The sequence below is a fragment of the Streptomyces marianii genome, from assembly GCF_005795905.1.
Taxonomy (GTDB): Bacteria; Actinomycetota; Actinomycetes; order Streptomycetales; family Streptomycetaceae; genus Streptomyces; species Streptomyces marianii.
Map to the genome: position 1 here is coordinate 2,198,944 of NZ_VAWE01000001.1, position 18,557 is coordinate 2,217,500.

The 18,557-nt window shown below is 71.4% G+C and carries 17 protein-coding genes; 5 read left to right on the top strand and 12 right to left on the bottom strand.

Annotated features, from left to right (window positions below; all coding sequences use genetic code 11):
- Positions 1-53: 53 nt before the first annotated feature.
- The 3 genes from FEF34_RS09695 to rimP all read right to left on the bottom strand — a co-directional run bounded on the left by FEF34_RS09695 (position 54) and on the right by rimP (position 2,077).
- Complete coding sequence (locus tag FEF34_RS09695; protein WP_138057386.1) at positions 54-344, bottom strand: YlxR family protein; 291 nt, start codon at positions 342-344, stop codon at positions 54-56.
- 210 nt (positions 345-554) lie between these two features.
- Positions 555-1,550 carry a transcription termination factor NusA gene (gene nusA, locus FEF34_RS09700; RefSeq protein ID WP_138052799.1) on the bottom strand — a complete coding sequence of 332 codons (996 nt, stop codon included), beginning with the start codon at positions 1,548-1,550 and terminating at the stop codon, positions 555-557.
- A gap of 2 nt (positions 1,551-1,552) precedes the next feature.
- A complete protein-coding gene (gene rimP / locus FEF34_RS09705; RefSeq protein WP_138052800.1) occupies positions 1,553-2,077 on the bottom strand; it encodes a ribosome maturation factor RimP in 525 nt (174 codons plus the stop codon).
- A 188-nt stretch (positions 2,078-2,265) separates the two neighbouring features.
- Between rimP and FEF34_RS09710 the strand changes: the two genes are divergently transcribed.
- The 3 genes from FEF34_RS09710 to FEF34_RS09720 are packed head-to-tail and all read left to right on the top strand — an operon-like array spanning position 2,266 to position 4,171.
- Positions 2,266-2,853: a hypothetical protein gene (locus FEF34_RS09710; protein ID WP_138052801.1), complete on the top strand. Its 588-nt coding sequence runs from the start codon at positions 2,266-2,268 to the stop codon at positions 2,851-2,853.
- Complete coding sequence (locus FEF34_RS09715) at positions 2,853-3,281, top strand: DUF4439 domain-containing protein (RefSeq protein WP_138052802.1); 429 nt, start codon at positions 2,853-2,855, stop codon at positions 3,279-3,281. Before FEF34_RS09710 ends, FEF34_RS09715 begins: the two co-directional genes overlap by 1 nt.
- A 17-nt stretch (positions 3,282-3,298) precedes the next feature.
- Positions 3,299-4,171 carry an aminoglycoside phosphotransferase family protein gene (locus FEF34_RS09720; RefSeq protein WP_138052803.1) on the top strand — a complete coding sequence of 291 codons (873 nt, stop codon included), beginning with the start codon at positions 3,299-3,301 and terminating at the stop codon, positions 4,169-4,171.
- Between the two features lie 158 nt (positions 4,172-4,329).
- On the opposite strand, the gene FEF34_RS09725 is transcribed toward FEF34_RS09720, so the two are convergent.
- The 8 genes from FEF34_RS09725 to FEF34_RS09760 form a co-directional block, all read right to left on the bottom strand.
- Entirely contained in the window at positions 4,330-6,024 is a 1,695-nt protein-coding gene (locus tag FEF34_RS09725; protein ID WP_138052804.1) for a proline--tRNA ligase, read from the bottom strand.
- A 125-nt stretch (positions 6,025-6,149) separates the two neighbouring features.
- A complete protein-coding gene (locus FEF34_RS09730) occupies positions 6,150-6,692 on the bottom strand; it encodes a GNAT family N-acetyltransferase (RefSeq protein WP_138052805.1) in 543 nt (180 codons plus the stop codon).
- Positions 6,693-6,720: 28 nt separating this feature from the next.
- Positions 6,721-7,581 (bottom strand): GNAT family N-acetyltransferase, encoded by an 861-nt coding sequence (locus FEF34_RS09735; protein ID WP_138052806.1) that lies wholly within the window; start codon positions 7,579-7,581, stop codon positions 6,721-6,723.
- A gap of 167 nt (positions 7,582-7,748) precedes the next feature.
- Entirely contained in the window at positions 7,749-8,903 is a 1,155-nt protein-coding gene (ispG, locus tag FEF34_RS09740; protein ID WP_138052807.1) for a flavodoxin-dependent (E)-4-hydroxy-3-methylbut-2-enyl-diphosphate synthase, read from the bottom strand.
- A 194-nt stretch (positions 8,904-9,097) separates the two neighbouring features.
- Positions 9,098-10,399 carry a M50 family metallopeptidase gene (locus FEF34_RS09745; protein ID WP_138052808.1) on the bottom strand — a complete coding sequence of 434 codons (1,302 nt, stop codon included), beginning with the start codon at positions 10,397-10,399 and terminating at the stop codon, positions 9,098-9,100.
- Positions 10,396-11,658 carry a 1-deoxy-D-xylulose-5-phosphate reductoisomerase gene (gene dxr / locus FEF34_RS09750; protein WP_138052809.1) on the bottom strand — a complete coding sequence of 421 codons (1,263 nt, stop codon included), beginning with the start codon at positions 11,656-11,658 and terminating at the stop codon, positions 10,396-10,398. The genes FEF34_RS09745 and dxr overlap by 4 nt, the downstream gene beginning before the upstream one ends.
- Positions 11,659-11,777: 119 nt before the next feature.
- Positions 11,778-13,760, bottom strand: coding sequence for an acyl-CoA dehydrogenase family protein (locus FEF34_RS09755; RefSeq protein WP_138052810.1), 1,983 nt, complete (start codon positions 13,758-13,760; stop codon positions 11,778-11,780).
- Positions 13,761-14,111: 351 nt separating this feature from the next.
- Positions 14,112-14,987, bottom strand: coding sequence for a LysR family transcriptional regulator (locus FEF34_RS09760; RefSeq protein ID WP_138052811.1), 876 nt, complete (start codon positions 14,985-14,987; stop codon positions 14,112-14,114).
- Positions 14,988-15,249: 262 nt separating this feature from the next.
- On the opposite strand from FEF34_RS09760, the gene FEF34_RS09765 reads away from it, so the two are divergent.
- The gene (locus FEF34_RS09765; RefSeq protein WP_138052812.1) at positions 15,250-15,891 is read left to right on the top strand and encodes a mycothiol-dependent nitroreductase Rv2466c family protein; all 642 of its coding nucleotides are present in this window, start codon (positions 15,250-15,252) and stop codon (positions 15,889-15,891) included.
- Positions 15,892-15,949: 58 nt separating this feature from the next.
- On the top strand, positions 15,950-16,957 hold the full coding sequence (locus tag FEF34_RS09770; protein WP_138052813.1) for an EamA family transporter: 1,008 nt from the start codon (positions 15,950-15,952) through the stop codon (positions 16,955-16,957).
- A gap of 126 nt (positions 16,958-17,083) precedes the next feature.
- Here FEF34_RS09770 and FEF34_RS09775 read toward each other — a convergent pair whose 3' ends face one another.
- Positions 17,084-18,529 carry an aldehyde dehydrogenase family protein gene (locus FEF34_RS09775; RefSeq protein ID WP_138052814.1) on the bottom strand — a complete coding sequence of 482 codons (1,446 nt, stop codon included), beginning with the start codon at positions 18,527-18,529 and terminating at the stop codon, positions 17,084-17,086.
- Positions 18,530-18,557: the final 28 nt, after the last annotated feature.

Below are 18,557 nucleotides of genomic sequence, written 5' to 3' on the forward strand. Positions count from 1 at the left end.
GACTCGCGAGGTACCTGACCGCACGGGGATCCGTGCGGTGCTGCTCTTTCTTCTTACGGTGCTGCCTGCACCGCCGTCGCCTCGATTTCCCGGCGGACGTCCGCGGTGTCGAGCGGCCCCTGGGCCTTGAGGGCCCTCGGGAACGCCCGGCGACGGACCGCCAGGTCGAGACAGACCGAGGCGGGGTGCACATAAGCACCCCGGCCGGGCAGCGTACCGCGATGATCGGGGACGCATACGCCCTCGACCGCCACGATGCGCAACAGATCGCGCTTGGCCGCTCGCTCCCGGCACCCCACGCAGGTTCGCTCAGGGCATGCGCGGACACGCGTCCGACCAGACACGTCCAAGTCTACCTCCCCGCGCCGACCTCACCCCTTTGGGGCAAGAATCGAACAATTGATGGCTCAAAACTCTTGGCGACCCTGCGGTCACGGAACGAGTCTGCGCCCGGATCCAGTCCCAGGCACCCCCCGGCCGGTGACGGAGCGCGACCCCCGCTCCGTCCCGCTCGTCCGGCCGGAAGCTGCTCCGCGGGCCGACCGGCGTCCGGTTCAGTCCTGCTCGGCGGGCTGCTCGGTGTCCGGCCGGATGTCGATCCGCCAGCCGGTGAGCCGCGCGGCGAGGCGGGCGTTCTGCCCCTCCTTGCCGATGGCCAGTGACAGCTGGTAGTCGGGGACCGTCACCCGGGCGGACCTGGCGCCGAGGTCGACGATCTCGACCTTGGACACCCGGGCCGGGGACAGCGCGTTCGCGACCATCTCCGCCGGGTCGTCCGACCAGTCCACGATGTCGATCTTCTCACCGTGCAGCTCCGCCATGACATTGCGCACCCGGCCGCCCATCGGGCCGATGCACGCGCCCTTGGCGTTCAGGCCGCTGCGCGTGGATCGCACGGCGATCTTGGTTCGGTGGCCGGCCTCACGGGCGATGGCCGCGATCTCGACGGAACCGTCAGCGATCTCCGGCACCTCGAGCGCGAAGAGTTTTTTCACCAGATTGGGGTGGGTCCTCGACAGGGTGACGGACGGGCCGCGCACCCCCTTCGCCACCCGTACGACGTAGGTGCGCAGCCGCAGCCCGTGCGAGTAGTCCTCGCCCGGCACCTGCTCCTGCACCGGCAGGATGGCCTCCAGCTTGTCGTCCAGCTTCACCAGAACGTTCTTGGGGTCCTTGCCCTGCTGGACCTGGCCGGCCACGATGTCGCCCTCTCGGCGGGCGTACTCGCCGAAGGTGACGTCGTTCTCGGCGTCGCGCAGCCGCTGCTGGATGACCTGGCGGGCGGTGGACGCCGCGATCCTGCCGAAGTCGTGCGGGGTGTCGTCGAACTCCCGGGGCTCCTGGCCCTCGTCGAGTTCCGACGGGTCCTCCTTCGCCCACACCGTCACGTGCCCGGTCTGCCGGTTCAGCTCGACCCGGGCGTGCCGACGGCTGCCCTCGGTGCGGTGGTACGCGATGAGGAGGGCCGACTCGATGGCGTCGACCAGCAGGTCGAAGGCAATCTCCTTCTCCTGTGCCAAGCCCCTCAGGAGCTTCACGTCGATGTCCACGGCTACGCCTCCTCTTCTTTCTGAATGCCGTTCTTGTCCTTGCGGTTGAACTCGAGCTCCACACGCGCCTTGGCGATCTCGCCGAAGGCGAGCCTGCGGGCGGTGGGCCTGCGCCCCTTGACGCCCGGCACCTCCAGGTCGAGACCTTCGTCGTCGACGTCGAGGATCCGCGCGACCAGCTCCTCGCCCGGCTTCCCGTCCGGGGTGGTCAGCTGGAACCGGGCGAGCCGGCCCTTGGCGCGCACGTAGTGGCGGTGTTCGCTGAGCGGGCGCTCCGCTCCGGGGGAGGTCACTTCGAGCTGGTACTCGCCCTCGCCCATGGCGTCGCTCTCGTCGAGCCTGTCGGAGATGACACGGCTGAGCTCGGCACAGGCGTCGAGATCGACGCCTTCCTCCGAATCCACGACGACGCGGAGCACACGGCGGCGGCCGGCCCGGGACAGTTCGATCTCTTCCAGATCCAGGTCCGCGGCGCTGACGAGCGGTTCGAGCAGTCCGCGCAGCCTCTCGCTCTGGGTGGTGCTCATCCGGGTGACTCCTCGGCCGCGTGTGCTGTTGTGGGTTTCGTCGTGTGTCAGCACAAAGGGTATCCGGTCGCGGGGGGTGTTGCCGTCCACCCACCGATGACCCGCAGGTACGCTCGCCTGCGGTGATCACATCAAGGCGTCGTCCACCCGATCGGGTGAATACGTCCCAGGGCCCGAGGAGAGACCAGGTGGAGCGCACGGGAACGACGCGCAGACGTGCCCTCTTGGCCACCGGGGCGGCCGCCGCCGCGGTGCTGACCGGGTGCTCGACGGACGAGCCCCGGGCACGGCGCGCCACGCCCCGGAGCGAGTCGGCGGAGACCGTGCTGCGCCGGCGCAGCGCCGAGCTGAGCGGCGCCCTGCTGCTGCGGTACGACGCGGTGCTGACGGCTCATCCGGCACTGGCGGCCCGACTGTCGCCGCTGCGGGCCGAGGTGGTGCGGCATGTCGAGGCGCTGGCGCCCACCGGGTCACGGCCGCGGCCCGGGACCCCGCCGGCACCGTCGGTGTCCCGGCCTCCGTCGCCCTCCGCCCCCGCACCGTCCGCTTCCGGGCCCGCGCGGCCCGGCCCGTCGTCCACGGCGAGCCCCGCGGCGCCCCCGGTACCCGCCGACGCCGGGGCGGCCGTTCGCGAACTCGCCGCGGCCGAGCGGACCACCGCCGACGGGCACACCGCCGCGCTGAGCGGCGCCCCGCCGGAGTACGCACGGCTGCTGGCCTCGGTCGCCGCGGCAGGTGCGGTCCACGCCTATCTGCTGACGGAAGGGTCCCGTTGATGAGCGACGCGCTGGCCGCGGCACAGGCCGCCCTCGCGGCCGAGCACGCCGCCGTCTACGGCTACGGCGTGGTCGGCGGCCGGGTCGGCGAGGCCCGCCGGGCCGAGGCCGTCGCGGCGTACGCCGCGCACCGGGCCCGCCGAAACGCCCTGGAGCGCACGGTCCGTGATCTCGGCGGGAAGCCCCCCGCCGCGCAGGCCGCCTACGCACTGCCCTTCGCGGTACCCGACACGGCGGCCGCGGTCCGGCTGGCCGCCGTTCTGGAGGACCGGGTCGCGGGCGTCTACTCCGATCTGGTGCGGGCCGCCGGGGGCCCGCTGCGCCACGACGCCGCGGCCGCGCTGCGCGAGGCGGCGGTGCGGTCGGTGCGGTGGCGCGGTACCGGCGTAGCCTTTCCCGGGCTTGCCGAGCGAGCCGCGGCGCAGTGAAAGGGAACAACGCACGCATGGGTTTCGAACCGCCCCGGCGTCTGGTGCGGGCGCTCGGAGACAACGACTGGACCGGGCAGCTGCCGAAGCTCGTCGAGGAGACCGCCGTCCGCGACGGGCTGGAGATCGAGCGGGTGATGGTGCCCGGCGGCCGGAGCAGTCTCGTCGTCCTCGTGCGGCGGCGGGACGGCACGCCCGCCGCCCTCAAGCTCGTGCCGCCGTTCGCGGGGCCGGCCCTGGAGCGGGCGGCACTCGCGCACTGGAACGGATTCGGCGCGGTGCGGCTGCTGGGCGGTTCCGGAGGCGCGCTGCTGCTGGAGCGGCTGCATCCCGAGCTGTCCGTGCGCTCGCTCCCGGAGGCCAAGGCACTGCTCGAGGCCGCAGGCACGATGCGCCGGCTGTGGGTGGAGCCGCCGTCCGGCCATGGCTTTGAGACAGTGGCCGAGCGCACGGCCCGTCAGGTGTCCGCGCTGCCGGAACGCGCCGCCGCAGCACCGCAGTCGCTGGTGGACGAGGCGCTGGCCGCGCGTGCGGAACTGCTCGCGCACTCCCCCGAGTCGCTGCTGCTGCACGGGAACTTCCGCCAGAGCAAGGTGCTCGCGGGCGACCGCACGCCCTGGCTGGCGGTCGGGCCGGAGCCGTTGGTCGGCGAGCGGGCGTACGACCTGGCGCGGCTGGCCAGGGACCGGGTGGAGGACCTGGTCGCCGCGGCCGCCGGCGCTTCCGCGACCCGCCGCCGGGTGAACCGGCTCGCGGACTCGCTGGACGTCGACCGGGACCGGCTGCGCGGCTGGACGCTGTTCCGCGCGGTGGAGTCGGGCACGCGGGCGATCGCCGAGGGGCGGCACGCCGAGGGTGAGCTGTCGCTGGAGTTCGCCGGCTGGCTGTGAGCCCACGGCGCCTCGCCGGCGGTCGTGCGGGCGGGCCGGCGACCCGCCGCCGTCCACGCCGGGCACCAGAGGGCACAGCGGCGGACGAGGCCGGGGGGCCGGGCCGGTGCGCACCGGCCCGGCCCCCCGGCCTCGTCGTCGGCGCAAGCGCCGCCGCGTCAGTCGGTGAGGCGCGCGACGGCCTCCTCGACCGTCAGCTCCTCGCGCTCGCCCGTGCGGCGGTCCTTCAGCTCCACGACGCCCTCGCCGGAGCGGCGGCCCGCCACCAGGATCCTGGGGACGCCGATCAGCTCCGCGTCGGTGAACTTCACGCCCGGGGAGACACCGGCCCGGTCGTCCACGAGCACCCGCAGGCCCGCCGCGCCGAGCTTCCCGGCCACGTCGAGTGCGAGCTCGGTCTGCAGCGCCTTGCCTGCCGCGACGACGTGGACGTCCGCCGGGGCGATCTCGCCGGGCCAGCACAGGCCCTGCTCGTCGGCGTGCTGCTCGGCGAGGGCGGCCACGGCGCGGGAGACGCCGATGCCGTAGGAGCCCATGGTCACGCGGACCGGCTTGCCGTTCTGGCCCAGGACGTCGAGCTGGAAGGCGTCCGTGTACTTGCGGCCCAGCTGGAAGATGTGGCCGATCTCGATGGCGCGGTCGAGCTTCAGTCCGGTGCCGCAGGCAGGGCACGGGTCGCCGTCCTCGACGACGACCACGTCCAGGTAGTCGTCGACCTCGAAGTCACGGCCGGCGACGACGTCGCGGGCGTGCTTGTCCTGCTTGTTGGCGCCGGTGATCCAGGCGGTGCCCGGGGCGACGCGCGGGTCGGCGATGTAGCGGACCTTCTCCAGGCCCTGCGGGCCGACGTATCCACGCACCAGGTCGGGACGGCCGACGAAGTCCTCGGCGGTGACCAGCTCGACGGCCGCCGGGGCCAGGTGGTCCGTGAGCTTGCCGAGGTCGACCTCGCGGTCCCCGGGCACACCGACGGCGACGATCTCACCGTCGACCTTCACGAGGAGGTTCTTGAGCGTGGCGGAGGCGGGCACGCCGAGGTGGTCGGCGAGCGTCTCGATGGTCGGGGTGTCCGGGGTGTCCAGTTCCTCGACGGGGCCGTGCTCGCCGGTGACCGGCTTCAGGTCGAAGGTGACGGCCTCGGTGTTCGCCGCGTAGTCGCAGGAGGGGCAGTGGACGAAGGTGTCCTCACCGGCGGCGGCCGGGGCGAGGAACTCCTCGGAGGCCGAGCCGCCCATGGCGCCGGAGACGGCGGAGACGATGCGGTGCTCCAGACCGAGGCGCTGGAAGATCTTGATGTACGCCTCGCGGTGCAGCCGGTACGACTCCGCCAGCCCCTCGTCGGTGGTGTCGAAGGAGTACGAGTCCTTCATCTGGAACTCGCGGCCGCGCAGGATGCCGGAGCGCGGACGGGCCTCGTCGCGGTACTTCGTCTGGATCTGGTACAGGATGACCGGGAGGTCCTTGTACGAGGTGCACTGGTCCTTCACCAGCAGGGTGAAGATCTCCTCGTGGGTGGGCCCGAGCAGGTAGTCCGCACCCTTGCGGTCCTGGAGGCGGAACAGCTCGGCGCCGTACTCCTCCCAGCGCCCGGTAGCCTCGTACGGCTCCTTGGGCAGCAGCGCGGGCAGCAGCACCTCCTGGGCGCCGATGGCGTCCATCTCCTCGCGGACGACCCGGGCGACGTTCTCCAGGACTCGCATGCCGAGGGGCAGCCAGCTCCAGATGCCCGCCGCGTTCCGGCGGACGTAGCCGGCACGGACCAGCAGCTTGTGGCTGAGCGTCTCGGCGTCCGCCGGGTCGTCGCGCAGTGTCTTGACCATCAGACGGGACATGCGCTGGACCTGGGCTGCCATGGATTGTCTCCTGCGTACAAGTGCGTACAAGAAAGGGTGATGTCCAGGAGGTTAGCCGGGCGGTGCCAGCGGGCGGAAATCAGTCCCGTTCCGCACACCCGTCGCGCGTGCGTGCGGTACGGCCATCAGGCGCCGCGCAGCAGTGGCAGCGGGGCCCCCATCACCGCGTACGGCTTCGGAGCGCTGGGGAAGACGACCTGGCGCGCCAGGTCCTGGTAGCCGAGGGCGCGGTACAGGCCGCGTGCCCGGCTCTCGGTGTCGATCGCGGACAGGATGGAGCGGGGCTGGGCGGCGCCGTCGGTGATGGTGGTGATCAGCCGGCGGCCGATGCCCCTCCCCTGGTAGGCCGGGTGGACATGGAGCTCGGTGATCACGAAGGAATCGTCCAGCCAGTCGTCGGAACCGTTGCTGCGCAGATACGGCTCCACGACCGTGGACCACCAGTGGGTGCGGTCGTTTGGCATCCCGTACACGAACCCCACCAGTCGGCCCGCGGGAGTCGTCGCGCCGAGGGCGTGGGCCCCGGGGCTGAGCAGGTGCCGGAGCACGATGTGGCGGCGGATACCGATCTCCTCCGCGGTGAGGCCGAAGGCGAGGGCCTGCACGGAGAGGGCGTCGTCCACGCGTGCGGCGAGGTTGACCGGCGCGACCTCGACATCGTGTTCCATGCGGGAACCCTACTTCTCCGCCTGCCGCTCAGAACAGCACGCTCATGAACGCACCGACCTCGCGGAATCCCACCCGTCGGTACGCCGCGCGGGCCGCGGTGTTGTAGTCGTTCACGTACAGGCTGACGAGCGGTGCGACATCGGCGAGGGCGTAGCTGATCACGGCCGCCATCCCGGTCTCGGACAGGCCGCGTCCGCGGTACTCGGGGGCGACCCAGACGCCCTGGATCTGGCACGCCAGCGGTGTGGCGGCGCCGATCTCGGCCTTGAAGACGACCTTGCCGTCGTCGATCCTGGCGAAGGAGCGGCCCGTGCCCACGAGTTCGGCGATCCGGGCCTGGTAGAGCAGTCCGCCGTCACCGGCCATCGGGGAGACGCCGACCTCCTCGGTGAACATGGCCACGCACGCGGGCATGATCACCTCCATCTCGTCCTTGCGGATGCGCCGCACGTACGGGTCGGGCTCGATGTCCCGGGGCAGGGACTCGGTGACCATGAGCGGCTGGTGGGCGCGGACTTCGCGGGCCGGGCCCCAGCTGGGCTCCAGCAGCTTCCACAGCGCGGAGGTGGTCTCGGCCGGCCCCACGATGGACGAGCAGCGGCGGCCGGCCCTGCGGGCACGGTCGGCGAAGGCGCGGACGGCCTCGGGGGTGGCGCAGATGGGGACGAGATTGGCGCCGGAGTAGCAGAGCGAGCGGAGCCGTCCGTCCGCGTACCAGCCCCACATCTCGCCGCCGAGGCGCCAGGGGTCGAGTCCTGCGACCTGGACCCGGGCGGTGACGAACGCGTTGGCGACCGGGTCGCTCTCCAGGACCGCGAGGGTGGCCCCCAGGTCGTCGGGATCGAGGACCCGGGTGGTCGTCTGCGTCAACACGAGAGGGCCCTCCATCACTCCTTGAGGGCAACGACAGGTGCCGCTCGGTCGGCCGGCTCCTGGGCGTAAACGTGGTGGTGTACGGCCTGCCGGTCTGTGCACTGTACCCGGATACCCGGGAGCGGGCCCCTCACGCGAATGGGCCGGGCCGCCTGCGCGGACCCGGCCCTTGCGGCGGTCGGTCAGCCGACGGAGACCTCGGGCTCCCCGGAGGCCACGCCGTCCTTCTCCATCTGCTCGGCGATCTTCATCGCCTCCTCGATCAGGGTCTCGACGATCTTCGACTCCGGGACCGTCTTGATCACCTCGCCCTTGACGAAGATCTGGCCCTTGCCGTTGCCGGAGGCCACACCCAGGTCGGCTTCACGGGCCTCGCCGGGGCCGTTCACGACGCAGCCCATGACGGCGACGCGCAGGGGCACCTCCATGCCCTCGAGGCCCGCGGTGACCTGGTCGGCCAGCTTGTAGACGTCGACCTGGGCGCGGCCGCAGGACGGGCAGGAGACGATCTCCAGCCGGCGCTGGCGCAGGTTCAGCGACTCCAGGATCTGGATGCCGACCTTGACCTCCTCGGCCGGGGGCGCGGACAGCGACACGCGGATGGTGTCGCCGATGCCCTCGCTGAGCAGCGCGCCGAAGGCGACGGCGGACTTGATGGTGCCCTGGAAGGCCGGGCCGGCCTCCGTCACGCCGAGGTGGAGCGGGTAGTCGCACTGCGCGGCCAGCTGCCGGTAGGCGTTGACCATGACGACCGGGTCGTTGTGCTTGACCGAGATCTTGATGTCGCGGAAGTCGTGCTCCTCGAAGAGCGAGGCCTCCCACAGCGCCGACTCGACGAGCGCCTCGGGGGTGGCCTTGCCGTACTTCTGGAGCAGCCGCCGGTCGAGCGAGCCCGCGTTCACACCGATGCGGATGGGAGTGCCGGCGTCCCTGGCCGCCTTGGCGATCTCCTTGACCTTGTCGTCGAACTGCTTGATGTTGCCGGGGTTGACGCGGACCGCGGCACAGCCCGCGTCGATGGCCGCGAAGACGTACTTCGGCTGGAAGTGGATGTCCGCGATCACCGGGATCTGCGACTTCCGAGCGATGGTGGAGAGTGCGTCGGCGTCGTCCTGCGTAGGGCACGCGACGCGGACGATCTGGCAGCCGGACGCGGTGAGCTCGGCGATCTGCTGCAGCGTGGCACCGACGTCGGAGGTCCGCGTCGTCGTCATCGACTGCACCGACACGGGTGCGTCGCCACCGACGGCGACCGAGCCGACCTGGATCTTGCGGCTGGCCCTCCGGTCGGCGAGCTTGGTCGGAACGGACGGCATCCCGAGAGAAATCGCGGTCATCTGCTGTGCAACCCCAAGGTGTGGATCGAGGCCCCGACAGGGCGGGCTCCAGCCTTCGACATTACGCCACGGGTCCGCGGCCCAGCACACCGCGGCGGCAAACCACCCGAAGGGACGCGGCCGGACGCCATACGGTGTCCGGCCGCGGTTTCCGCCCGGGGTCCGGGTGGTGTCCCCCGGGCGAACACGAGCCCTCAGGAGATCTTCACCGGGTTCACGATGTCCGCCACCAGCACGAGCAGCGTGAAGCAGATGAAGATCCCCGCGACCACGTAGGCGACGGGCATCAGCTTCGCCACGTCGAAGGGGCCGGGGTCGGGCCGGCGGAACAGCCGGGCGGTGTTGCGGCGCACGGACTCCCACAGCGCTCCCGCGATGTGCCCGCCGTCCAGCGGCAGCAGCGGCAGCATGTTGAACAGGAACAGCGAGAGGTTGAAGCCGGCGAGCAGCATCAGGAACGTGGCGACGATGCTCTGGGTGGGGGCGTCGAGGTTGAGCACCTCGCCGCTGATCCGGGCCGCGCCGACCACCCCGACCGGGGAGTCGTCCTTGCGCTCGCCGTCACCGAAGGCCGCCGCCCAGAGGTCCGGCACCTTGGCCGGGAGCGAGACGATCGCCTGGGCGCCGTTCTCGAACATGTCGCCCATGCGGTCCAGGGACTGCCCGAAGGTCTGCGGCACGATCTCCGTCCTCGCCGCGAAGCCGAGGTAGCCGGCCGGCACGAACTCGCCGGGGACGACCTGACCGTCGGCGTCCTTCTTGGCCACCATGTTCTTCAGCAGGGTGGCCTGGAGGACCTTCTCCTCGCCGCCGCGGTCGACCGTGATGGTGGCGGGGCCGATGGTGTCGCGGATGCGGCTGGACAGCTCTCCCCAGTCGGTGACCGGCACCCCGTTGAAGGCGACGATCCGGTCGTCCTTGAGCAGTCCCGCGGCCGAGGCGGGGGATTCGGGGTCCGTGGACCTGCAGGTGCTGCGCTCCTCGCTCTGCGGGATGACGCACTGCTGGACACCGGCGACCTGGGTGGTCTGGGTGGCGAAGCCGAACGACATCGAGACGCCGAGGAAGATCGCCACGGCGAGCACCAGGTTCATAAAGGGGCCCGCGAACATCACGATGACGCGCTTCCACGGCTTGCGCGTGTAGAAGAGCCGGGTCTCGTCGCCGGGCTTGAGCTCCTCGAAGGCCGCCGTGCGGGCGTCCTCGATCATGCCCCGCCAGGGGGAGGTGGAGCGGGCCTCGACCCGGCCGTCCGGGCCCGGCGGGAACATCCCGATCATGCGGATGTAGCCGCCGGCCGGGATGGCCTTGATCCCGTACTCGGTCTCCCCCTTGTGGCGCGACCAGATCGTGGGGCCGAAGCCGACCATGTACTGGGGCACGCGGATACCGAAGAGCTTGGCGGTCGAGAGGTGGCCGAGCTCATGCCAGGCGATGGAGAAGAGCAGTCCGACGGCGAAGAGCGCTATGCCGAGGACCGTCAACAGAATCGTCATGCGCGAGCCTCCGCTGTCGCCTTCTCTTCCAGTGCGGCCAGTTCCCGGGCGCGGGCGCGCGCCCAGGTCTCCGCCTCCAGGACGTCCGTGACCGTCAGCGAGGTTCCCCTCCCGGGGGTGCCGTGCTCGCCGACGACTGCAGTGACCGTATCCATGATTCCGTTGAACGGCAGCCGTCCCGCCAGGAAAGCGTCCACGCACTCCTCGTTCGCGGCGTTGAACACCGCGGGGGCGGTGCCTCCTTGATCACCGACCTGCCGGGCGAGTGCCACGGACGGAAAGGCCTCGTCGTCGAGCGGGAAGAACTCCCAGGTGGAGGCCGTCGACCAGTCGAAGGCGGGAGCGGCGCCCGGCACCCGCTCCGGCCAGCCGATGCCGATGGCGATGGGGCCGCGCATGTCCGGCGGCGTGGCCTGGGCGAGCGTGGACCCGTCCGTGAACTCCACCATCGAGTGAACGTAGGACTGGGGGTGGACCACGACCTCGATGCGCTCGAACGGGATGTCGTAGAGGAGGTGGGCCTCGATGACCTCCAGGCCCTTGTTGACCAGGGTGGCGCTGTTGACCGTGATCACCGGCCCCATCGCCCAGGTGGGATGGGCGAGGGCGTCCTCGGGGGTGACCCGGGAGAGCTCGGCCCGGGTGCGGCCGCGGAAGGGGCCGCCGGAGGCGGTGACGACGAGCTTGCGGACGTCGGCGCGGGTGCCGGCGGCGAGGGCCTGGAACAGCGCGGCGTGCTCGGAGTCGACGGGGATGATCTGGCCGGGCTTCGCGAGCGCCTTCACCAGGGGACCGCCGACGATGAGCGACTCCTTGTTGGCCAGCGCGAGGGTGCGGCCCGCTTCGAGTGCGGCGAGGGTGGGGGCGAGGCCGATGGACCCGGTGATGCCGTTGAGGACGGTGTGGCACTCGGAGGCGGCGAGCTGGGTCGCCGCCTCCGGCCCGGCCAGGATCTCGGGGAGCGGCTCGCCCGTTCCGTACCGTGCCCGCAGGGCGTCCCGGAGCGCGGGGACGGCGTTCTCGCGGGCGACGGCGACCGCCCGCACCCGCAGGCGGTGCGCCTGCTCGGCGAGCAGGTCGACCCGCCCGCCGGCGGCGGAGAGCGCGGTGACGCGGAAGCGGCCGGGATTGCGCTGGACCAGGTCGATGGCCTGCGTGCCGATGGACCCGGTGGAGCCGAGGACGACGATGTCCCGGCGGCCTTCGGACGGATCGAAGGCGATGTGCGGGTCGGCGAGTGGGGCTGGGCTGTCGCTCATGCCCCCATTGTGTCCGCTGCCGACGCGGGCCCCGACAGCGCGTCCCCTGCGCGCCGCCGGTGCGGGCGCCGCCCGGAGGGGGCGGGCCCGCAGCGGCGGCCGCACGACGGCCCGGCCGGTCAGCGGAACGGGCGGTGGACGTTCTCCCGCGTCGCCGGGCCGGGGGTCGCGTCCGCGATCCAGGGACCGTCGCCGCTCGGGTCGAGGACGCCCTCCTCGAGCCAGGTGTAGGAGCCGGCGAGGACGTCCTTGACCACGGACCGGTCGACGTCGTCGGTGTTGGTCCACAACCGTCCGAAGAGCTCCTCGACCCGGATGCGGGACTGCCGGCAGAAGGCGTCCGCCAGCCGGTACGCCTCCCGGCCGTGCTCCCCGGTCCTGCGCAGCAGTTCGGCTCGTACGCAGGCGGCGCTCATCGCGAACAGCTCCGCGCCGATGTCGACGATCCGGCCGAGGAAGCCCTGCTTGGTCTCCATCCGGCCCTGCCAGCGGGACATGGCGTAGAACGTGGAGCGGGCGAGCTTGCGCGACGTGCGCTCCACGTACCGCAGGTGCACGGAGAGGTCCGTGTGCCCGCGCGGGTGGAACTCGGCGTACGAGCGGGGCAGCTGGCCCGGGCCCGCGACCAGCCTGGGCAGCCAGCGGGCGTAGAACGCCGTGGCCGCCGCGCCCGCCCTGGCCTTGTCGCCGAGCGACTTGTCGGGGTCGATGATGTCGCCCGCCACGGAGAGGTGCGCGTCCACCGCCTCGCGCGCGATCAGCAGATGCATGATCTCGGTGGAGCCCTCGAAGATGCGGTTGATGCGCAGGTCACGCAGCAACTGCTCGGTGGGGACGGCCCGTTCGCCACGGGCGGCGAGGGAATCCGCGGTCTCGAAGCCGCGTCCGCCGCGGATCTGGACGAGCTCGTCGGCGATGAGCCAGGACATCTCGGAGCCGTAGAGCTTGGCGAGGGCGGCCTCGATGCGGATGTCGTTGCGGTCCTCGTCGGCCATCTGGGACGCCAGGTCGACGACGGCCTCCATGGCGAAGGTGGTCGCCGCGATGAAGGAGATCTTCGCACCTACGGCCTCGTGCTTGGCGACCGGCTTGCCCCACTGCTCGCGGACCGCGGACCATTCGCGGGCGATCTTCAGGCACCACTTCCCGGCACCGACGCACATCGCGGGCAGTGACAGACGTCCGGTGTTCAGGGTGGTCAGGGCGATCTTCAGTCCGGCGCCCTCGGGGCCGATGCGGTTCGCGGCGGGCACCCGCACCTGGTGGAAGCGGGTCACGCCGTTCTCGATGCCGCGCAGGCCCATGAAGGCGTTGCGGTTCTCGACCGTGATTCCCTCGGCGCCCGCCTCGACGACGAAGGCGGTGATGCCGCCCTTGTGGCCCTCGGACTTGGGAACCCGGGCCATGACGACGAGGAGGTCGGCGACGACTCCGTTGGTCGTCCACAGCTTCACGCCGTCGAGCACGTAGTCGTCGCCGTCGGGCACGGCCGTGGTGGCCAGGCGCGCCGGGTCGGAGCCGACGTCCGGCTCGGTGAGCAGGAACGCCGAGATGTCGGTGCGGGCCAGGCGCGGCAGGAACGTCTCCTTCTGCTCCTGGGTGCCGAATATCTTCAGCGGCTGCGGTACGCCGATCGACTGATGCGCGGACAGCAGCGCGCCGATGGCGGGGCTCACGGAGCCGACCAGGGCCAGGGCCTTGTTGTAGTACACCTGGGTGATGCCGAGGCCCCCGTACTTGGTGTCGATCTTCATGCCGAGGGCGCCGAGCTCCTTGAGGCCCTCGATCACCTCGTCGGGAATCCGGGCCTGGCGTTCGATGAGCGCGCCGTCGATCTTCGTCTCGCAGAAGTCGCGCAGTCTGGCGAGGAACTCCTCGCCGCGCTGCACGTCCTCGGAGGCCGGCAGCGGATGGGGGTGGATCAGGTCGAGCCGGAAACGTCCGAGGAACAGCTCCTTGGCGAAGCTGGGCTTGCGCCAGCTCTGCTCGCGCGCGGCCTCGGCGACCTGGCGTGCCTCACGCTCGGTGACCTTTGGTGCCCCTGTGGCCTCGGGGGACACAGTGACCTTCGGGGTGTCCTGCGGAGTGGATGGTGCGGACATGAGGGACTCACCTCGCCGCTGTCGGAGGGCGGCCGGACCGGAATTACCGACCGGTGCTACTCGTCCGTATCTACCCGATTGCCGGCCACCCCACCAGTCCTGCGGGGCACCCGGGTGGATCGTGACCCGCTACCACAGATGGACGGCCGGAGCCTCCGCACCGTGAATTGCTCACAGTGGGCCTGACCTGCGGCTCCTCTCCGGTGCCGCGTCAGCCGAGGTTGAGCCGTCGAGGAGCGGCGTCCGGTGGACGGGATTCCCTCCGGCCCTCCGGGCCGGGGGGAAGGGTCGCAGGGCCAGGGTTCGACCTGGTGGTGGGGCTGCTCGGTCGATGCGGCAACGCCGCGTCGTTCACTCCCCCCCGATGCCCAACAACTCCAGGAAGGCCGCGGCCGCCGGGCTGCGACGCTCCCGGCCCCAGATCACGTACTCGACGCGGGCCGGTGCGTCCGTGACCTCGATAGTGGTCATCCCGGCCAGGCCCGCGACGTACGCCGGCGGGAGCAGGGCCACGCCAAGACCCGCGCCCACCAGACGCGCCAGGTAGTCCGCGTTGGTCACCTCGAAGGCGACCTCGCGGGTGAGGCCGGCGGCGCTGAAGGCCAGATCGGACTGGGCCCGGCCTGCGGTCTTCGCCGGGAGGTCCACGAACACCTCCGAGGACAGCCGATGGAGGTCGACCGAGGTCTCGCCTGCGAGCGGGTGGTCCGGGGAGACCACGGCGACCAGCCGCTCGCGGGCCATCTCCCGGGCCATGACGCCCCTGGGGCGGGCCGTGACCGGGACACCGAGGAAGGCCACCTCGATCTCGCCCTGCCTGACCTGCTCGACGAGCTCGTCGCTCGCTCCCACACCGAGACTGACCCGGGCCTTCGGATGGCGCCGGTGGAAGTCCTTGAGGACATTGGGAACATCCACGGCGGCGACGGTGGGGATCAGCCCCACCGCGAGGCGTCCGCGCACCTCCCCGACGGCTGCCGCGACTTCGGCGGCGGCCCGCTCCGCCGCGTCCACGCACTGGCGGGCGGCCGGCAGGAAGGCAGCGCCCGCCGGGGTCAACCGGACCCGGCGGCTGGTCCGTTCGAAGAGCCTCGCACCCAATTCCCTCTCCAGGCGCGCGATCTGGTGGCTGAGCGCGGACTGGACCACCAGGCAGCGTTGGGCGGCCCTCGTGAAGCTGTTGGTCTCGGCCACGGCGATCACGTACCGCATCTGCTGGAGCTCCATGGATCCATCGTGATACGCGATTCATCACGTGACAAGCATGTATTGGACTCATCGATGTCACCGGCCCGACACTGGTGACAACGCACACGGCAGGAACGCCCTCGGGCCAACTCCGCCGGGCGGGCCCTCGATCGGGACCCCCCGGCAAGCCCGGGATCCGCCTTCCGCCGCCTTCCCCGACCTCCCGCACCTGGGCGCGCACCGCCAAGGCGTGCTTTGGCGCGCGCTCGTGCCCGCAACACCGAAAGGACGAGCGACCGCCATGAGCACCGCGCCACCGCGTCCCGAGACGACCGTCGCCGACATCTGGGTGGACCCCCGCTGCCCCTGGGCGTGGATCACCTCACGCTGGATGCTGGAGGTGGAACAGGTCCGGCCGCTGGAGACTCGTTTCCACATCATGAGCCTGTCGGTCCTCAACCAGGGCCGCGAGGTACCCGAGAAGTACCGCCAGGGCATGATCGACGGCTGGGCCTGCGTGCGCGTGTGCGTCGTGGCACAGCAGCGGTACGGCAACGGGGTGCTGCGCCCCCTCTACAACGCCATGGGCCGTCTGATCCACCACGAGAAGGCCGGGCTCGGTCACGACATGATCCTCGCCGCCCTGGAGGAGGCGGGTCTGCCCGCCGACCTGATCGAGGCCGCTGAGGACACTTCCTGGGACGAGCCGTTGCGGGCCGAACACCACGAGGGGATGGACCCGGTCGGTTCCGAGGTCGGCACCCCAGTGATCCACGTGCCCGGCCCTGACGGGAAGCCGCTGGCGTTCTTCGGCCCCGTGCTCACCCCCGCCCCCCGCGGCGAAGCCGCCGGAACGCTCTGGGACGGCGTGCTTGCCGTGGCGAGCACCGACGGCTTCTTCGAGTTGAAGCGCGGCCGCGACCGCGACCCGGTCTTCGACTGAGCCGGGTGGGCGGACGGACGTTGCGAACCACGGTGATTCCCAAGGGATTCGAGGCAGGATGAAGAGCAGACGGAACGGACCCACGGCAGCCCTGACCGGCCTGGCTCCGGCCATTTGGGGCAGCACCTATCTGGTGACCACCGAGCTGTTGCCGCCGGACCGGCCACTCCTGGCGACCACTGTGCGGGCTCTGCCGGGCGGCCTGTTCCTGCTGGCCCTCGGCCGCAAGCTTCCTGTCGGCATCTGGTGGTGGCGCGCACTGGTGCTGGGCGTTCTGAACATCGGCGCTTTCAACTTCCTGCTCTTCGTCGCGGCCTACCGACTTCCGGGTGGCATCGCCGCCATGATCATGTCGGCACAGCCCATGTTCGTTGTGATCCTCGCCGCCCTCTTCCTCGGCGACAGGATCAGAGCCATCCATGCCCTGGCCTGCGTGATGGGCACCGGGGGCGTGGGGGTGCTCGTTTTCAAAGGCGCGGCGTCGCTCGACACCATCGGAGTCCTCGCCGCGGTCGGCGGAGCCCTGTGCATGGCCTCGGGCATCACACTGACCAAGCGGTGGGGACGGCCGGAGGGCGTCAGCCTGCTCACGTTCACCGGGTGGCAACTCACGGCGGGCGGTGTGGTCCTGCTGCCGTTCTGGCTGTCGCTGGAAGACCTTCCCGACGGTCTCACCGGCTCCAACGTCATCGGGTTCGCCTACCTCGTCACCCTGGGCGCGGTCCTGAGCTACATCGTCTGGTTCCGGGGCATCGAACACCTGCCAGCCGTGGCGGTCTCCTTCCTCGCGCTGGGCAGCCCGGTCGTGGCGACCCTGCTGGGCTACCTCGTCAAGGACCAGATGCTGTCCGCCCTGCAGATCGTCGGCATGGTCGTCATCTTCCTCGCGGTTTCGCTCGGCCAGCCGCGCCCGCCCGAACCGAAGTCCGAGGAGACTCCCTCGCCCCCCCACCCCGCACCACTGGCCCGCGCTGCCCGACCACCCCGCTCTGCAACAGGAACGCAGCGGACAACGGCGGGCGCACCACACGCCATGACCTCCCCCGCTGGATCCCAGCGGCCATGAGGCACGTGGGTACCACGCCTGTCCACGTCCGGAGAGACTTCGCATCGCGGCTGGTCAGACGGGATGAAAAGGAGGACGGCCGGAGCCCCCGCACAGTGGGCTCCGGCCGTCGGTCGGGAAACGTGTCTACAGGGCGAGTCCGGTGAGGACGAGCACCCGCTCGTACGTGTAGTCGTCCATCGCGAACTTCACGCCCTCGCGGCCCACGCCGGACTGCTTGGCACCGCCGTAGGGCATCTGGTCGGCGCGGTAGGACGGGACGTCGCCGACGATCACGCCACCGACCTCCAGCGCCCGGTGGGCGCGGAAGGCGGTCTGCAGGTCGTGGGTGAACACGCCTGCCTGGAGGCCGTACTTGGAGCTGTTGACCACCGCGAAGGCCTCGGCCTCGCCGTCGGCGCTCTGGACGGTGAGGACCGGCCCGAAGACCTCCTCGCAGGCGAGGGTGGCGTGCGCCGGAACACCGGTGAGCACGGTCGGGGCGTAGGAGGCGCCGTCGCGCTTGCCGCCGGTGTGGAGCTGGGCGCCGGCCTCGACCGCCTCGTCCACCCAGGACTCGACGCGCTTGGCGGCGTCCTCGCTGACCAGCGGGCCGACGTCGGTGGACGGGTCGGACGGGTCTCCGGTGTTCTGCGCCTCGACCGCGGCGACGATCCTCGGCAGCAGCCGGTCGTACACCGAGGCGTCGGCGATCACGCGCTGGACGGAGATGCAGGACTGGCCGCCCTGGTAGTTGGAGAAGGTGGCGATACGGGTCGCCGCCCAGTCGAGGTCCTCCTCGGAGGCGAAGTCGGCGAGGACGACGGCCGCGCCGTTGCCGCCGAGTTCCAGGGTGCAGTGCTTGCGCGGCACCGAGTCCATGATCGCGTAGCCGACCTTGTCGGAACCCGTGAAGGAGATGACCGGGAGGCGCTCGTCCTGGACGAGGGCGGGCATCTTGTCGTTGGGGACCGGCAGCACCGACCAGGAGCCGGCGGGCAGCTCGGTCTCGGCGAGCAGCTCGCCGAGGATCAGACCGGACAGCGGAGTGGCCGGAGCGGGCTTGAGGATGATCGGCGCGCCGACGGCGATGGCCGGGGCGATCTTGTGGGCGCACAGGTTCAGCGGGAAGTTGAACGGCGCGATCCCGAGGACGACGCCCTTCGGGAAGCGGCGGGTGAGGGCGAGGCGCCCCTGGCCGCCGGCGTCCGTGTCGAGGCGCTGGGCCTCGCCGCCGTTGAAGCGACGGGCCTCTTCGGCGGCGAACCGGAAGACGGAGACCGCACGGCCGACCTCGCCGCGGGCCCACTTGACGGGCTTGCCGTTCTCGGCGGAGATCAGCTGGGCGATCTCCTCGGTGCGCTCGACGAGGCGCCGGGAGACGTGCTCCAGGGCGGCGGCGCGGACATGGGCCGGGGTCGCGGCGAACTCGTCCACGACGGCGTGGGCGGCGACAACGGCCTCCTCGACCTGGGCGTCGGTCGGGACGGCGACCGTGCCGACGAGACGGCCGTCCCAGGGGGAGGTCACGTCGAAGGTCGTCTCGCCGGTGGCCTGGCGGCCGGCGAGCCAGAAGGCGTGGGTGGAAGTCATTTGGGGTCCCGGCCCTTCCGAAGTAGTG

Bases quoted from the DNA above. Each gene is read 5' to 3' on its own strand.
- FEF34_RS09765 (WP_138052812.1), top strand. From the start codon at position 15,250: ATGAGCACCGCGCCACCGCGTCCCGAGACGACCGTCGCCGACATCTGG.
- FEF34_RS09755 (WP_138052810.1), bottom strand. From the start codon at position 13,760: ATGTCCGCACCATCCACTCCGCAGGACACCCCGAAGGTCACTGTGTCC.
- FEF34_RS09770 (WP_138052813.1), top strand. From the start codon at position 15,950: ATGAAGAGCAGACGGAACGGACCCACGGCAGCCCTGACCGGCCTGGCT.
- FEF34_RS09760 (WP_138052811.1), bottom strand. From the start codon at position 14,987: ATGGAGCTCCAGCAGATGCGGTACGTGATCGCCGTGGCCGAGACCAAC.
- FEF34_RS09775 (WP_138052814.1), bottom strand. From the start codon at position 18,529: ATGACTTCCACCCACGCCTTCTGGCTCGCCGGCCGCCAGGCCACCGGC.
- dxr (WP_138052809.1), bottom strand. From the start codon at position 11,658: ATGAGCGACAGCCCAGCCCCACTCGCCGACCCGCACATCGCCTTCGAT.
- FEF34_RS09745 (WP_138052808.1), bottom strand. From the start codon at position 10,399: ATGACGATTCTGTTGACGGTCCTCGGCATAGCGCTCTTCGCCGTCGGA.
- FEF34_RS09720 (WP_138052803.1), top strand. From the start codon at position 3,299: ATGGGTTTCGAACCGCCCCGGCGTCTGGTGCGGGCGCTCGGAGACAAC.
- FEF34_RS09715 (WP_138052802.1), top strand. From the start codon at position 2,853: ATGAGCGACGCGCTGGCCGCGGCACAGGCCGCCCTCGCGGCCGAGCAC.
- FEF34_RS09725 (WP_138052804.1), bottom strand. From the start codon at position 6,024: ATGGCAGCCCAGGTCCAGCGCATGTCCCGTCTGATGGTCAAGACACTG.
- rimP (WP_138052800.1), bottom strand. From the start codon at position 2,077: ATGAGCACCACCCAGAGCGAGAGGCTGCGCGGACTGCTCGAACCGCTC.
- ispG (WP_138052807.1), bottom strand. From the start codon at position 8,903: ATGACCGCGATTTCTCTCGGGATGCCGTCCGTTCCGACCAAGCTCGCC.
- FEF34_RS09730 (WP_138052805.1), bottom strand. From the start codon at position 6,692: ATGGAACACGATGTCGAGGTCGCGCCGGTCAACCTCGCCGCACGCGTG.
- FEF34_RS09735 (WP_138052806.1), bottom strand. From the start codon at position 7,581: ATGGAGGGCCCTCTCGTGTTGACGCAGACGACCACCCGGGTCCTCGAT.